Origin of the sequence: Citrobacter freundii complex sp. CFNIH9 (assembly GCF_002903305.1) — a bacterium.
GTDB lineage: Bacteria > Pseudomonadota > Gammaproteobacteria > Enterobacterales > Enterobacteriaceae > Citrobacter > Citrobacter portucalensis.
Genome location: NZ_CP026238.1, coordinates 2,455,535 through 2,469,970, shown reverse-complemented (window position 1 = coordinate 2,469,970; position 14,436 = coordinate 2,455,535). Strand labels below are relative to the sequence as shown.

14 protein-coding genes are annotated in these 14,436 nt (G+C 52.9%); 6 read left to right on the top strand and 8 right to left on the bottom strand.

Features of this window, described 5'->3' with window-relative positions; translation table 11 throughout:
* The first annotated feature begins 73 nt into the window (after positions 1-73).
* A complete protein-coding gene (locus tag C2U43_RS12540) occupies positions 74-964 on the top strand; it encodes a LysR family transcriptional regulator (protein WP_003020016.1) in 891 nt (296 codons plus the stop codon).
* Between the two features lie 19 nt (positions 965-983).
* On the opposite strand, the gene C2U43_RS12535 is transcribed toward C2U43_RS12540, so the two are convergent.
* Genes C2U43_RS12535 through C2U43_RS12505 form a run of 7 tightly spaced genes read right to left on the bottom strand, consistent with a single transcriptional unit; the run spans position 984 to position 7,901 of the window.
* On the bottom strand, positions 984-1,919 hold the full coding sequence (locus C2U43_RS12535) for an ABC transporter ATP-binding protein (protein WP_103285222.1): 936 nt from the start codon (positions 1,917-1,919) through the stop codon (positions 984-986).
* Positions 1,912-2,898 carry an ABC transporter ATP-binding protein gene (locus tag C2U43_RS12530; RefSeq protein ID WP_103285221.1) on the bottom strand — a complete coding sequence of 329 codons (987 nt, stop codon included), beginning with the start codon at positions 2,896-2,898 and terminating at the stop codon, positions 1,912-1,914. Before C2U43_RS12530 ends, C2U43_RS12535 begins: the two co-directional genes overlap by 8 nt.
* A complete protein-coding gene (gene ddpC / locus C2U43_RS12525) occupies positions 2,895-3,791 on the bottom strand; it encodes a D,D-dipeptide ABC transporter permease (protein ID WP_003832993.1) in 897 nt (298 codons plus the stop codon). Before ddpC ends, C2U43_RS12530 begins: the two co-directional genes overlap by 4 nt.
* Complete coding sequence (locus C2U43_RS12520; protein ID WP_008784784.1) at positions 3,788-4,810, bottom strand: ABC transporter permease; 1,023 nt, start codon at positions 4,808-4,810, stop codon at positions 3,788-3,790. The genes ddpC and C2U43_RS12520 overlap by 4 nt, the downstream gene beginning before the upstream one ends.
* 44 nt (positions 4,811-4,854) lie before the next feature.
* Entirely contained in the window at positions 4,855-6,417 is a 1,563-nt protein-coding gene (locus C2U43_RS12515; RefSeq protein ID WP_100272460.1) for an ABC transporter substrate-binding protein, read from the bottom strand.
* 15 nt (positions 6,418-6,432) lie between these two features.
* Positions 6,433-7,020: a D-alanyl-D-alanine dipeptidase gene (ddpX, locus tag C2U43_RS12510; RefSeq protein WP_008784783.1), complete on the bottom strand. Its 588-nt coding sequence runs from the start codon at positions 7,018-7,020 to the stop codon at positions 6,433-6,435.
* Positions 7,021-7,034: 14 nt separating this feature from the next.
* Positions 7,035-7,901: a MurR/RpiR family transcriptional regulator gene (locus tag C2U43_RS12505; protein ID WP_103285220.1), complete on the bottom strand. Its 867-nt coding sequence runs from the start codon at positions 7,899-7,901 to the stop codon at positions 7,035-7,037.
* A 401-nt stretch (positions 7,902-8,302) separates the two neighbouring features.
* Between C2U43_RS12505 and hdeB the strand changes: the two genes are divergently transcribed.
* The 5 genes from hdeB to C2U43_RS12480 all read left to right on the top strand — a co-directional run bounded on the left by hdeB (position 8,303) and on the right by C2U43_RS12480 (position 13,062).
* Positions 8,303-8,632 carry an acid-activated periplasmic chaperone HdeB gene (hdeB, locus tag C2U43_RS12500; RefSeq protein ID WP_003019999.1) on the top strand — a complete coding sequence of 110 codons (330 nt, stop codon included), beginning with the start codon at positions 8,303-8,305 and terminating at the stop codon, positions 8,630-8,632.
* 155 nt (positions 8,633-8,787) lie between these two features.
* Positions 8,788-10,731 (top strand): methyl-accepting chemotaxis protein, encoded by a 1,944-nt coding sequence (locus C2U43_RS12495; protein ID WP_032943460.1) that lies wholly within the window; start codon positions 8,788-8,790, stop codon positions 10,729-10,731.
* A 179-nt stretch (positions 10,732-10,910) separates the two neighbouring features.
* Positions 10,911-11,225 (top strand): helix-turn-helix domain-containing protein, encoded by a 315-nt coding sequence (locus C2U43_RS12490; RefSeq protein WP_032943458.1) that lies wholly within the window; start codon positions 10,911-10,913, stop codon positions 11,223-11,225.
* Positions 11,218-12,489: a type II toxin-antitoxin system HipA family toxin gene (locus C2U43_RS12485; protein ID WP_103285219.1), complete on the top strand. Its 1,272-nt coding sequence runs from the start codon at positions 11,218-11,220 to the stop codon at positions 12,487-12,489. The genes C2U43_RS12490 and C2U43_RS12485 overlap by 8 nt, the downstream gene beginning before the upstream one ends.
* A 54-nt stretch (positions 12,490-12,543) precedes the next feature.
* Positions 12,544-13,062 (top strand): DUF6622 family protein, encoded by a 519-nt coding sequence (locus C2U43_RS12480; protein ID WP_100272463.1) that lies wholly within the window; start codon positions 12,544-12,546, stop codon positions 13,060-13,062.
* Here C2U43_RS12480 and C2U43_RS12475 read toward each other — a convergent pair.
* Positions 13,059-14,426 carry a glycoside hydrolase family 10 protein gene (locus C2U43_RS12475; RefSeq protein WP_103285218.1) on the bottom strand — a complete coding sequence of 456 codons (1,368 nt, stop codon included), beginning with the start codon at positions 14,424-14,426 and terminating at the stop codon, positions 13,059-13,061. The genes C2U43_RS12480 and C2U43_RS12475 overlap by 4 nt on opposite strands.
* Positions 14,427-14,436: the final 10 nt, after the last annotated feature.

Sequence of the window (14,436 nt, the reverse complement as noted above, 5' to 3'; positions counted from 1 at the left end):
GTGACTCACTCATTGGGTTTTTTTATCAATTTAATGTTAATTAAAGGTATTCAACAAGTTAAAGGAATGCGAAATGGGAATGAGCATCAAACAGTTACGCGCATTTTTAGCGGTAGCTCACACTCTGAATTTTGCTCATGCCAGCGAAAGACTGAATATGTCGCAACCCGCGTTAAGCCTGGCGATTAAAGGACTGGAAGATTCGCTGGGCGGGGCGTTACTGTTAAGAACGACCCGCAAAGTGACCCTGACGCAGGAGGGAGAAACGCTGCTGAATATGGGGCGACAGCTGCTGGCGGACTGGGAGAATACGGAAGAAGCCATGCGCCAGCGCTTTACGCTGCAGCGCGGTAAAATATCGATCGCCGCCATGCCCTCATTTGCCGCTAACGTCCTGCCATCGGTACTGAAAACATTTCGTGATTCTTATTCCGGTATCAACGTAACGGTTCACGATGTGATCAATGAACACGTGATTGAAATGGTCAGTGAAGGCCGGGTCGAGATGGGCATAGCCTTCGAGCCGGACTATTCGGGACATCTGCATTTCACGCCGCTCGGCGTGGATCGTTTTATCGCGATTGTGCCGCCAACCTGTCGACTGGCAGACAGGGATCGTATAGCGTGGCGCGAACTGCTGACGCTGGATTTTATCACCCTGCAACGCCCGTCCGCCGTGCGGCTGATGCTGGAAGAACAACTGGTGCAAAGCGGACATACGCTGGAAGTAGCGCTGGAGAGCCATCAACTGGTGACCGTTGGCCGTCTGGTGGCTAACGGTCTGGGCGGTAGCGCCGTACCTGCACTATGCCGCACGCAAATGACAGAGTTAGGCGCAACCTGTATCGATCTGGATACGCCGGTGATCCAGCGTCGGATCGGGGTTTTGCGTTCGGCGCATCATAAATTATCTACCGCTTCCGAGGTACTGGTGGATTCACTGAAAAAGGCGTATCGCACCTGACTTTTCTCAACGGCTCAGGTCATGTAACCGCCCGCCAGCAGCGAACGTCACATCCGGTATCACTCTTCAGCAATGCCTGTTTCTTCTCACAACCGTGGGTTGCCAATGGACATCTGTCACGGAAAAAGCAGCCCTGGGGCAACGTTCGGTTTCCCGGTAGCTCGGTTTTACGTAACACTAAATCTTCCGCCAGCGGTGCGCCCGTTGTAGGGACCGAGTCCAGCAATAATCGTGTGTACGGGTGGGCGGGGTGAGTGAGAACCTGTTGGGCATCGCCCAGCTCAACAATTTGCCCGAGGTACATCACCGCCACACGGTCGCTCATATGGCGGACCACCGACACGTTATGCGATATCAATACGTAGGTCAGGTTTCTGCGCGCCTGTAGCGACACCAGCAGGTTGAGAATTTGCGCCTGCACGGAGATATCCAGCGCTGAAGTGGGTTCATCAAGGACGATAACATCCGGCTCTGACGATAGCGCCCGGGCAATAGCAATACGTTGGCGCTGTCCACCGGAAAACGCGTGCGGCAATCGATCGAGATATTCAGGACGAATCCCCACCTGTCGTGCCAAATCCTCGGCAAGCATGCGTCGTTCACGTTCCGGGCTCCGTTTTTGGATCCACACCGGTTCGGTAATTATCCGCCACACCGGTAAGCGCGGATCCAGTGATGAAAGAGGGTCCTGAAAGACCATTTGCATACCGTTATGCTGCTTATCACCACGGCGAGAATAGCTTCCCTGGCTGGGTTTCAACATGCCCATCAACAGTTGCGCCAGCGTACTTTTTCCACAGCCGGATTCGCCAACAATCCCCAGCGTTTCACCCTGGCGAATCTGTAAATCCAGACCGTTGAGCGCATGCACCCGTTCCGTAACCTTGCCAAGCCAGTTTTTACGCGCAGGAAAGTTGACATGAACATCCTGCAGCGCCAGTAAAAAATCAGACATGTGTTGTCTCCAGTTGCGGATACCAGCAGGCAGATTGTTGATCTGCACCTCCCTGACTACTTAACGCCGGCGTTTCTTCACAACGAGGACCAGCGGCAAAGCAGCGCTCGCGAAACGCGCATCCAGCAGGTAAGCAGGTTAGGTTCGGCACGGTGCCGGGAATGGCGGGCAGCAATGCGCGCGGTTCGCCGTGTTCCGGTGCACATTTCAGCAAGCCGATGGAATAAGGGTGAGTCGGGCGTTGAATAACGGTTTGCGTCGGGCCACTCTCAATTACACTCCCGGCATACATGACATACAACCGGTCGCATAACTGTGAAACCACCGCCATATCATGGCTGATAAATAACACGGCTGTTCCACTGGCGCGCGCTTTTACCTTCAGCAAACGCAGCACCTGCAGTTGCACCGTGACGTCCAGTGCAGTGGTCGGTTCATCGGCAATGATAAGCTCCGGCTCGCACGAAAAGGCCAGCGCAATCATCACGCGTTGGCGCATACCGCCGGAAAGCTCAAACGGAAAACGTTTCATGACCTCCGGCGCGTCCGGGATTTGCATCTCTTCGAGTAGAGCGACGGCTTTCTGGCGGGCATCCGTGCGGCTTAACGCCTGATGATGGCGGATCACCTCCACCATTTGCTGGCCGATACGGCGGGTCGGATTCAGTGCTGTCATGGGCTCCTGAAAGATCATCGCGACACGTGCACCGCGCCATTGGCGCATTTGTTTCTCACTGGCGTTGAGCACATCTTCACCCAGCAGCGAAACGCGTCCCTGGTGAATACGATAGCTTCCCTCCGGTAGCAGACGCATGGTGAGCATGGCGGTCACGGACTTACCGGAACCGGATTCACCCACCACACCAACGATTTCTCCGCGGTTGATGTGCAGTGATACGTGGTTCAGCGCATGCACGTCAGCTTTATAGCCGGGGAAACTCAGATGCAAATCTTCGATTTCCAGTACGGGTTGTGTCATGACTGTTTTCCTCCGGCTTTCGGATCCAGCAGATCGCGAATACCATCGCCAAAGAGATTAAAGCCCACGGCGGTAATCAGAATGGCGGCGCCGGGAAAAGCACAATACCACCACTGATCAAGCACGTAATTGCGGCCAATTGCGACCATCGCCCCCCATTCAGCGCTGGGTTGCTGGGCGCCCAGACCGATAAACCCGAGCGTGGCGGCCATCAGGATCGCACTGCCGATATCCAGTGATGCCTGCACAATGAGCGGCGGCAGAGAATTGCGTAAAATGTGCCAGCTAATCAGATGCCAGCGTGAAGCGCCGTAGGTCCGGGCAGCCTGTACATAAGTAAACTGGCGCACCACTAACGTCTGACCGCGGGCGAGGCGTACATAGAAAGGGATACGGACGATTGCAATCGCCAGCATGGCGTTAAACAGGCTTGGACCCAGCGCGGCGGCTAACGCCATCGTCAGCACCAGCGAAGGAATGGACAGCATAATGTCCATCATCCGCATAATTATCGCGTCGGCACGCCCGCCCATGACACCCGACAAGCAACCCAGCAGTGAGCCCAATCCCCCGGCGATACCCACTACCACCAGACCCGCAACGACAGATTGCTGACTTCCTACCAGAACGCGGCTGAACAGATCGCGACCGACTTCATCGGTTCCAAACCAGTGAGCGGCTGACGGGGGCAGCAGGCGCGCACTCAAATTGATGGCATTCGGATCGTGGGGTGTTATCCACGGCGACAGCACCATCAGCAGCAGTATCAATACGATGATGACCCCGCCAACCAGCGTCAGCGGGCTACTTTTCATCATCCAGAACAGTTTGGCCCAGTCCGTGCGGCGGCGTGCAGTCTGAGGGGCGGTCGGTGTTTCTTGTGTGAGCATCATTCAGCACCTCCACGTCCAATTCGAGGGTCTACCCACAGATAGAGTAAATCCACCACCAGGTTGACCAGCACATAGGCGAACGAGACCACCACTGCAAAGCCCATTACCGCCGGGAAGTCGAGAGCCTGAATTGAGGTCACCACCCAGGCGCCCATGCCAGGCCAGGCAAAGACCGTTTCGGTCAATACCGCACCGTAGAGCAGATCGCCCAGCGCCAGGCCCAGGACGGTGATTGATGGGATAAGTGCGTTAGGTAATGCATAGCACAGCACGATGTACCAGCCCGGGAGCCCGCTGGCGCGGGCGGTACGTATGTAATCTTCACTCAGTTGCTCCAGCATGGCGGAACGAATCTGACGGGCAACGATCCCAAGATGTACAAAAGCCAATGTCAGCGATGGCAAAATCAGGTGCTGAAGCGCATTGAAAAAGACTTCGCCGTTGCCTTCCAGCAGAGCATCAATCAGGTAGAAACCGGTGACGTGAGCAGGTGGATCCAGCCAGTCGTCTAAACGCCCACCGCCGGGTAAAATTTGCAGATGACCGTAAAACAGCACGATAACCCCCAGCCCCAGCCAGAATGCAGGCGTGGAGATACCGGTAATTGCCATTAGACGAACAAGGTGATCAAGCCAGCGGTTACGCCAGACCGCAGACAAAATACCCAGCGGGATACCTATCACCAGCGCCAGCAACAAAGAGCAGAAAGCCAATTCAAGGGTCGCGGGGAAGAAAATGCGCAGCTCATCCAGTACCGGACGTCCGGTGCGAATGGATATGCCTAAATCGCCGTGAAAAATATCGCTGACATAGCGAAAAAACTGGACATACAGCGGTTGATTCAACCCCAGCTGTTGGCGAATATTTTCGACGATTTCATCGCTGGCGCGATCGCCCGCCAGCAGTCGCGCGGGGTCGCCAGGTATCAGGTGTGAAATAATAAAGGTGATTACGCAAACACCGATAACCACCAGAATAAGTCCCCAGCATCGCTGGCGTAAAATACTCCAGAACGTCATTAGCTTCCCCTTGCGGAGCCAGAGCGGCTCCGCATAAACGTGGCTTATTTACTCATGGTGGAGATATTGAAGACCTGTTCCAGCATGGGGTTGAATACAAATCCTTTGACGTCTTTGTTCATTGCCAGCTGATAGTTTTTCTGGAATAAATAGACGTAGGCCGCTTCATCAATCACGATGGTTTGCGCCTGCTGGTAGTCATTGGTTCTGGCCACCTGATCGGTCGTGGCCAGCGCGCTGCGCAGCAGTTTATCGACCTCACCGTTTTCATAGAACGAACGGTTACCCGGCAAGCCTTTCTTATCTGACTCAAACCAGTAGTTCATAAACATGTACGGGTCGGCAAAATCCGGACTCCAGTTGCCAATGGCAATGTCGTAATCGCCTTTGCCCACGCGGTCGCGCATGGTGGCGTTTGCCAGTTTTTCCAGTTTCACCTTAATGCCCAGTTTGCCAAGGCTTGCCTGGGTGGCGAGTGCGATAGGTTCCCAGTTAGGGTCATTATCGGAGTACAGGAAGCTCAGGCTTTCAGGTTTGGTGGCAACTTTGTCCCACGCTGCTTTGGCTTTGGCTTCATCAAAGCTGTACTGCATGGCCTTGTCGTCAAAACCCCACATGCCTTCAGGGATCGGGCCACGCATTTGCTTCCCGTTGCCGCTCAGGATCCCGTTGACCATGCCTTTATAATCGGTGGCCCACGAGATGGCACGGCGTAAATCCACCTGATTGAGCGGGGCTTTACTGTTGTTGAGATACAGATAGGTCACGCGCAGCGAGGGATAATCCGCCACGTTCACTTTGCCTTCCTGTTTCAAAGCGGCAAGCTGGTCAACAGGCAGCGCATCGGCAATGTCGATATCGCCACGCGACAATTGCAGGCGACGGGAGGCGCTTTCACCAATGATTTTGACTGAGACACGCTTAAATGTCGGTTTTGTACCGGGATAATGCGGGTTAGGCACCAGCACCAGTTGTTGTCCCTTTTGCCAGCTCTTCAGCATGAAGGGACCAGAGCCAGCCGTGTTCTGCGCCAGGAATCCGCGGGCATCGTCTGCGGCATGCTCTTTTAAGATGGCCGGGTTAATGATTGAGGCACCGTCATTTGCCAGCGTATACAGAAACGGGGCAAACGGCTGGCTGAGGGTAAATTTCACCGTGTTGTTATCAATGACGTCGACCTTCAGATCTTTTGGGAAAGCCTCCGCAGGTCCCTGACCAATCTTGAGCAAACGTTCAAAGGATTGCTTTACCGCATCTGCCGTTACCGGCGTTCCGTCGGCGAATTTGGCATCGTTTTTCAGGGTAAACGTCCACTCTTTCTGATCGTCAGAGGCTTTCCAGCCGCTGGCTAAATCACCTTCAACTTCCGTGGAGCCTTTACCTCCGTCGGTTTTGTATTGAACCAACCGCTGGTAAGAGGGATAGGTAACCGTCCAGTCATTGTTATCGATGGTCACGGCGGGGTCGAGCGTCTGCGGATCGGCGGCTTTACCAATCACCAACATATCTTTGGGAACGGCAGCCTGTGCGGCGGGCAGGGCAAACGCTAACGCAACGGCTATCAGAGCGGGGCGGAAAAACGCGTTTAACGCAGGTGTAGTCTTCATAACCAGGCTCCAGAATTAAAGGGGATGTTGTGTTGTTATGGACGTGACAGTGTAACAATCTATTTGATCGTCAAGCAGCGGGTAACGGGCGGCATCAGGTAATTCAAAATGCCACCATTCACTGTTAATACCGACAAAACCACCGCCAAACATAATGGCATTGAGCAGCAGGCGGTTACGCTGCGCTGCCGGAGGTACAGACGGGTGCCAGGCATGGGAACGATCGTGCATTTCATCAAAACCGGCCCCCATATCAAGGAGATGGCCGCGATCGTCCATCAACGTAACGTCAATGGCCGTTCCGCGACTGTGATTGGAACCAATTGCGACATCGACAACATACTGCGGGTCGGGACAGGCATTCCACAGTATCGCCTGCGCCTGCTGGGGGCGATACGCGTCGTACACCACAAGCTGCAGGCCGGCCAGTTGCGCAATGCTGATGCTTTTAGCCAGCGCGGTTACCGCCTCAGTGTGCAACAGACAACGCGCTTCCCGGTAGATAGGTGCGCCGGTAATGTTGTCGGCAGTAGCGTATTTAAGATCGATATGCAGCGACGGAAATATCACCGACAGATCGACCAGTTCTGGGAGTTCTGACATAGCACGTTTCCTGTTTATTGTTCGAATTGACCAAATTGTTGTTGTAACTGGCGATTGGTTTGCAGGCGTCCTGCGAGGGCGTCACCCAGTTGCGCCACCACCGCAGAAAGTAATAAGTTGAACAGACAGCTCACCGGTGCCAGTGAGTCCCAGAAATGCCCGGTGTCAGTTTTTACCTGAAGTAAATCAATGGAATAATCCCTGGCCCATGGGCACCACACATCGGTAATGAGCGCCAGCGGAATACAGCGTTCTGTGGCGACGCGGCAATATTGTCGCGAAATAGCGGAGTAGGCGCGCATATCGGTAATAACCACGTAAGGCTGGCTGAATCCCGAGTTCAGCGACTCTACCCAACTGCCGGACAGGCCTTCGGAGTAGCAGACTTTAGGTCGCAGGTATTCCAGGTGACTAAAAAAGGCGTTGGCGATCCCGCGGGTGGACTGGATCCCGAGGATGTATACGGCTTCCGCATGCGCCAGCTGCTGTGCAATGCGTTGAAACGTCTCACCCTGGGCAAGTTGATAGACGTGGGTAATGGCGTCGATCTCCAGTAACAGCGACTGCTGTGCCCGATCCGGCAGGCTTTGTTGCTGGTGCCAGGAGTCCAGTCGTTCATTCATTCCCCAGGGCTGATACGGAACAACGGGAAGCTCACGCAGACTCGCTTTTGCATCCTCCAGGTTACGAAAGCCCAGTTTACGCAGATAACGTCCGACGGTAATGCCGCTGGTTCCGGTTGCTTTGGCGATGCCATCTGCGGTTTCAAATGGGATCTGCACAGCATGGGCTAACAGCCACCCGGCCACGCGCTTTTCGCTGGGCGTCAGCTGGCTAAAGGTTTGCTCTATGCGGGTAAATAACTCTGGTTTGGCTGTCATTACCTTCTCGCTGTTAGTTGCCTGTCAGATACCGTATTTCTGTTAGCGAATTAACAATGCAGGACGCGTGCCATGTGCGTAACAGCGGCACGCCGGCTGTTTTTGTTAAAAACCAACCGATATTCATTAACCAATGATCAACATTTGTGCAGCGTAGTTCAGTTTTGGTGCAACGGTAGAGGAAGAGGGGTATGAATCTGCTGATTTCGTCGGAACGATCACATTGTGGGCAACATTTATCCCTCAGACATAAGAATCAGTAATGGGAAATATAAATTTCAGCCATATCAATAACAGCAATCTTTATTCTTATGACTGTAGGGGTATTATTTTTCGCGAGCTACATTAACGGTGTTAAGCGCAAGTGTAGATATTATTTATATTATAAATGGAGTACTACAATGAATAAATTCTCCCTTTCTACAGCAGGTATTCTGGTCGCAGCGCTGTTAACCAGTGTCAGCGTCAATGCAGCAACAGATAACGCTAAAACTGAAGTGACTCCGAAAGGCATGAACTGCCAGGAGTTTATTGATTTAAACCCACAAACTATGGCTCCGGTGGCCTTCTGGGTGCTCAATGAAGACGAAGACTTCAAAGGTGGTGACTACGTCGACTATAACGAAACCGTTACGACTGCAGTTCCTCTGACCGTTGAACTTTGTAAGAAACATCCGCAGAGTGAATTAAGTAAAATAAAAGACGAAATCAAAAAAGAATTATCTAAATAAGATTAAACCGTTATTAAAACCCAGCCAAAGTGCTGGGTTTTGTTATTTGTGACGCTGTCACTAATTTGTTTTGTGATACTTAAGAAAACTTTATAAAGATATAAACGCCTGTGCCGATACTGGATAAAAGTTAGCCTTTTGCAGAAGGAGTTTGTATGGCCTGGTATCCTACTCGTATTTCAACGCGTTTAACCATCGGCGGCATTCTGCTGCTTGCAGTAACGACCCTTGTTATCGTGGTGATTATGCTCTGGCGCGGTCAGCCGCGCGTCGTTGAAATCAACACCGCTCTGATCGAAGAAACAGGGCAAGGTTTAACCCGTCAGTTGAGTACCGTATTGTCCCGAATTGAAGGTGAGACCGTCAGCCTGTCGCGACTGGCTGAAGTGTTGCCTAACGATGAATCACTGTACCAAAGCGTTGTTCCGCATCTTATTGGTGAAGGTAAAGACTCGATTATAACCGGCGGCGGCATCTGGCCAGAACCAGACGCCTTCACCGCAGGTGTGGAGAAAAGAAGCTTTTTCTGGGCGCGGAATGCTGAAGGAAAGCTGGTGTATTCCAATGATTATAACGTCGAAGGATCGAGTGGATACCACAATGAAAGCTGGTATCAACTGGCCAAAGGCCATTCACAAAACAGCTGTTTATGGTCTGACGTTTACCAGGATGCCAGTTCAGGCGTCAACATGGTGACATGCAGCGTGCCTTATCAACAGGCGGGCAAGTTTGCCGGTGTCGCTACCACTGATATCCGTCTGGATAACGTCGCCACTTTCATGCAGCAGCAGGGAAACAGCACCGGTGGTTACGCATTTGTGGTAGACAAGCAGGGACAAATTCTCTATTTCCCGCAGGCCGACCTGGCAAAATATAAAACCATTAACGATTTGGCGCAAAGCGCGCAGTGGCTTATCCCGGTGCAAAACGGTCTGAAATCTTTGCGCCCGACAGATGGGGTGAAGACTATCACGCTGGCAAACGACAACGTCCTGAATACCGCGTCACAGGTAATGCTGTTCCCGATGCCAGATACCGGCTGGGTCGTAGGACTTGCAACCCCGGAATCTCGTATTGTCGGTCTTGCCAAAGTGATGATGCAGGACGTTCTGGAAGTATTGATCCCTATCATGACGCTGTTGCTGGTGGGATCATGGCTGGTGGTTCGTCGACTAATTTCACGTCTCGATGATACTCGTCAGGCACTTGATGACATCGCGCAGGGAGAAGGCGATCTTACCCGTCGTCTGGATGTTCGTGGCAAAGACGAGATTTCGGCTATCGCCGAGGCGTTTAACCTGTTCGTCGATAAAATCTCGGCCATCCTGATCACCGTCAGAAGCAGTAGCACAGTGGTAGCGAATAACGCCGTTAGCCTGGCTGACAGTAATATGGAGCTTTCATCTCGCGTAACGCAGCAGGCCGCTGCGCTGGAAGAGAGTTCGGCGGCTATGGAGCAGTTAAATGCGACCGTTCATCAAAACGCCAGTAATACACAACTGGCGGATGAGCTATCCGATAGCACCGCGCAAACGGCCAACCGCTGCGGCGATGTGATGCAGGGCGTGATCTCAACAATGGATAACGTCAGCGCCTCATCCGGCAGAATGGTGGAAATTGTCGCGGTCATCGACAGCATTGCGTTCCAGACCAATATTCTCGCCCTGAATGCCGCGGTTGAAGCAGCCAGAGCGGGCGATGCTGGCAGAGGGTTTGCCGTCGTGGCCTCCGAAGTGCGCACGCTGGCTCAGCGCAGTGCCACCGCCGCCCAGGAAATTAAAACGTTGATTGATGAATCCGTTTCTCATGTTGGTAGCGGAAGTCAGCAAATTCACAATGCCGGTGAGCGTCTGGGAGAACTGGTCAACAATGTGCGTCAGGTGCGCCAGTTGATGGGGGAAATACGCGTTGCGGGTGAAGAACAACGTAAGGGCGTATCCGAAGTTACGCTGGCCGTTACCGAGATGGACAGCACCGTTCAGCAAAACGCCTCATTAATTGATGATGCCGCAGCACGGACGCAGGCGCTGAAAGAGGAGGCGGAACAACTGGCAATGCTGGTTTCGTCATTCAGACTACCTGAGCCTTCCGTTGCCTGATAACGGCATCATTTCCGGGTGCAGACCTTGTGCCCGGATAACTCCAGTATAATGTCCCTTAAGCAAGATTTTCCGGTTTAACTCCTTTTTATTGTGTCTTATAAGGTTTTGAATCATTCCCCACTTAACTCTATAATATTGGGTGTAAAGTCGTTTTTATCCCAATAAGAGCCAATATTATGGATTTAACGCTAAATACTGCAGCCGATATCGTCAAACTACTTTGCGACAGATTGCGTAAAGAACGACTCGCCCGGCAAATGACGCAGGCTGATGTTGCCGCGCGTTCAGGGGTCGGTGTGAATACCGTGTCGAATCTGGAAGCGGGGAAAAATGTAGGATTTGAGAATCTGGTCAAAGTCGCGATGGTGTTAGGCTATGGCGATGCGCTGGAGGGGTTATTCAAACCCAGGATTGATAGTCTGGATGATATTTTGCGTTACGAAAAGAGCGCGGCACGTCAGCGGATCAAAAGGAAAAATTCTGATGCCTGAGCAAGTTGATGTCTTCTATGAAGGCTGGGGTGAGAAATGGCTGTGGGGCAAACTGGTGTCTTCCACAGCCCTGACCGGACGTCCGTTGATCGCCTTTGAATACAGTGAAGAGGCCTTACGTAAGGGGCTGGAACTGTCCCGACTGATGTTACCGCTGAACGGTCCCCGTTTACGCAGGGATTTCCCGGCTCATCAGCTGGGATTACCTGGGCCAGTCTATGATTCGCTACCTGACGGCTGGGGTATGCTGTTGATGGACCGACTATTTAAACGCCGCGGGCTCAACGCAGCACGCATTGGTCCATTGGAGCGCTTAACCTGGGTCGGCAACAACGCGATGGGCGCCATGACATTCCAGCCCGTTCAGTCAGATGCCGAGACGCTGTCAAAAGAGGATGTTCCTCTCGCACAACTGGCCGCTGAGGTTCAGGAAGTCCTGAGCGGCGAAGGCGGGGAATTCTTGCAAAAACTACTCCAGATGGGCGGTTCGCCACAGGGAGCAAGGCCTAAGGCGTTACTTTATCGTGACACTGTCACGTCTAAATTCACCACGGCGCCGCTACCCGGGAGCGAAAGCTGGCTGATTAAATTTCCCGCCCGGCATGAGCATGCTGAGGTATGTGCCATCGAAGCGGTTTATGCTGAATGCTTGCGCCAATGTGGGATCACCACGCCCGATACTGCGTATTTCAATCTGCCCGGCGGACAGGCGGCATTTGCCACTCGCCGTTTCGACCGTGACCAGTCGATACGTATTCCTATGCAGAGCCTGGCGGCACTTACCGGGGCAAATTACCAGATACCCGGCGCTTTAGACTACCGGGATTTTCTGCGCGCCACGCAGATTTGTACCAATGATGTCAGAGAAAAGGCAAAAGCGTTCGAACGCGTGGTTTTCAACGTGGCATTTAACAACCGCGACGATCATCCGAAGAATTTTGCCTATTTAATGTCAGCCGATGGAGACTGGACTCTGGCTCCGGCTTACGATGTCACCTGGTGCGAAGGGCCTGGCGGGTATCACCAAATGGACGTGCTGGGAGAGGCGCTGGATATCGAAAGAAAGCACCTTCAGTCGCTTGGCGTTCAGGAAGCTGAGTTATCTGCTGACCATGTGAACGGCATAATCGAAAAAGTCTGTCACTTTGCCACGGCATTGAGGGCCATCGCCAGGGACAAATACCCCGATCAGATAACGCAATCCACGCTGAAGACGATTCAGAAACAAATTGATGATAATGTCCGTCGGTTAATGTCCCGGTAACGCAGATACAGCCGCTACACTTAGCGAAGAATTAAATCTGAGCGGGGCAATGTTATGGCTGAATTTGTCTTGGGTATGCTGGAACACACGCCAGTTTGGGTGTATCTGCTGTTTGCCTTTCTACTTTACAGAGGGATTAAAGCCAGAACACCCGCCACCGTCACGCTGGAAAAGCTGGCGCTGATCCCGGCTATTTTTCTGTTCTGGGATATCTACGATTTAATAACTTATCGCGACCCGACCCTCATTACCTATATCCAGTGGATGATAGGTATTATCAGCGGCGCGATAATTGGCTACATATTAATTAACCCAGACCGTTTGAGCCGCAGTAGCGCACCGCGGAGTATTCATCGTCCGGCAGATTATTCCGCATTGCCATTTATGTTGCTGGCATTCGGCGTTAAGTACGTTCTTGGCGTACTTAACGCCATTGCTCCCGACGTTTTACGTCAACCCGCAATGAGCGCTCTGGCTATCATTACAGGCGGCATGTTCGCCGGCGTTTTTGTGGGGAAATTTACCCGCTACGTGAGCGTCTGGCTCAGACTTCCCACTCAGGACAACTATTAACGTCCCCAACGATTACGAATATAGGTCACGGCTTCCTGCGTTTGCGGTTGATTAAGATAATCTTCGCGAAACAGGATCGTGCCGTTGATGTACGGTTCGGATTCGTTTAAATCGAGCTGCTTTTTCAGTTCCGGCACACCGCCTTTTACCGTCCAGTCTGGCTCTTTTCTCGATGGTTCACCAACTTTATACAGCGCTACACCAATGTAGAGGCGGGTGTTGGTTGATTTCACGACATCTGCCCACCATTTTGCCAGTACATCGTAACGCGCTGCGTCACGGGCAAAAGGCCAGTAGAGTTGCGGTGCAATGTAATCCAGCAAACCTAGTTGCACCCAACGGCGGGTGTCTGCATACGACTCATCATACGCTGCCGCGCCGCGCGTGTCGGAGCCCGCTGGATCGTGCGAACGGTTGCGCCACACGCCTGCAGGACTGACGCCGAATTCAACCTCAGGCTTGAGTTTCTTGATGGTCCGCGAAACCTGGGCGATCAGCCGTTGCGTGTTATCGCGACGCCAGTCAGCCTTGGAAGCGAATCCCTGGCCGTATCTTCTGAAGGTCTGGCTGTCGTTGAGCGCAGAGCCGGGAGATTCGGTATAGAAGTAATCATCAAACTGCACGCCATCAACCGGGTAATTCTCAACCACTTCCGCCACGATGCTGGTGATCCAGTCGCGCACGTCGGGAATACCGGGGTCTAACACAAAACGCTCGCCCGCAGTGCGGATCCAGTCCCGATGCAGGACGTATACGCTGGACGGCGTCTGTGAAAGCGTGCTGTTTAATTCAGAGACCGTCGAAGGTTTGGTGTTTACGGACACGCGGTAGGGGTTAAGCCAGGCATGAACTTTCATTCCGCGTTTATGCGCTTCATCGAGCATAAACTGCAGCGGATCGTAACCCGGATCCTGGCCAATCGTACCGGTCAGGGTATCTGACCACGGTAGAATCTTTGACTTCCACAATGCGGTCCCATCGGGCTTAACCTGGAAAAAAACGGTGTTTATACCAAGCCGTTTCAGGTTGTCCAGCTTATCCGTCAGCGCTTTTTGCTGCAGGCTGATGCGTACGGCAGGCGAACTGATGTTCACGGATGAGATAGGCGGCCAGTCAAGACGAGAAACCGTGGCCAGCCAGATCCCGCGCACTGGCTCCTTGCTCTGCTGTGGTTTGCTCACCGGAGGTAGCGGAGTGGTTTTGGGGCCGGGCGGTTGTGAAGAACAGCTGCCCAGTAACAACATACTGCCTACGAGTACAGCAAACCATTTCATGTTGGTCAGCGGTAGTCTGGCACGAGAACGGGCGAGAATCTTCGCCAGTTTTTTCTGATAATTTCCTGAAAAGAAACCGGATGCTGCCATCTGATTTTGC

Excerpts from the sequence above, each read along its gene's own strand:
- C2U43_RS12480 (WP_100272463.1), top strand. The coding sequence starts at position 12,544 with ATGGCTGAATTTGTCTTGGGTATGCTGGAACACACGCCAGTTTGGGTG.
- C2U43_RS12520 (WP_008784784.1), bottom strand. The coding sequence starts at position 4,810 with ATGACGTTCTGGAGTATTTTACGCCAGCGATGCTGGGGACTTATTCTG.
- C2U43_RS12505 (WP_103285220.1), bottom strand. The coding sequence starts at position 7,901 with ATGACAGCCAAACCAGAGTTATTTACCCGCATAGAGCAAACCTTTAGC.
- C2U43_RS12535 (WP_103285222.1), bottom strand. The coding sequence starts at position 1,919 with ATGTCTGATTTTTTACTGGCGCTGCAGGATGTTCATGTCAACTTTCCT.
- ddpX (WP_008784783.1), bottom strand. The coding sequence starts at position 7,020 with ATGTCAGAACTCCCAGAACTGGTCGATCTGTCGGTGATATTTCCGTCG.
- C2U43_RS12515 (WP_100272460.1), bottom strand. The coding sequence starts at position 6,417 with ATGAAGACTACACCTGCGTTAAACGCGTTTTTCCGCCCCGCTCTGATA.
- C2U43_RS12485 (WP_103285219.1), top strand. The coding sequence starts at position 11,218 with ATGCCTGAGCAAGTTGATGTCTTCTATGAAGGCTGGGGTGAGAAATGG.
- ddpC (WP_003832993.1), bottom strand. The coding sequence starts at position 3,791 with ATGATGCTCACACAAGAAACACCGACCGCCCCTCAGACTGCACGCCGC.
- C2U43_RS12540 (WP_003020016.1), top strand. The coding sequence starts at position 74 with ATGGGAATGAGCATCAAACAGTTACGCGCATTTTTAGCGGTAGCTCAC.
- C2U43_RS12530 (WP_103285221.1), bottom strand. The coding sequence starts at position 2,898 with ATGACACAACCCGTACTGGAAATCGAAGATTTGCATCTGAGTTTCCCC.
- C2U43_RS12475 (WP_103285218.1), bottom strand. The coding sequence starts at position 14,426 with ATGGCAGCATCCGGTTTCTTTTCAGGAAATTATCAGAAAAAACTGGCG.
- hdeB (WP_003019999.1), top strand. The coding sequence starts at position 8,303 with ATGAATAAATTCTCCCTTTCTACAGCAGGTATTCTGGTCGCAGCGCTG.
- C2U43_RS12495 (WP_032943460.1), top strand. The coding sequence starts at position 8,788 with ATGGCCTGGTATCCTACTCGTATTTCAACGCGTTTAACCATCGGCGGC.
- C2U43_RS12490 (WP_032943458.1), top strand. The coding sequence starts at position 10,911 with ATGGATTTAACGCTAAATACTGCAGCCGATATCGTCAAACTACTTTGC.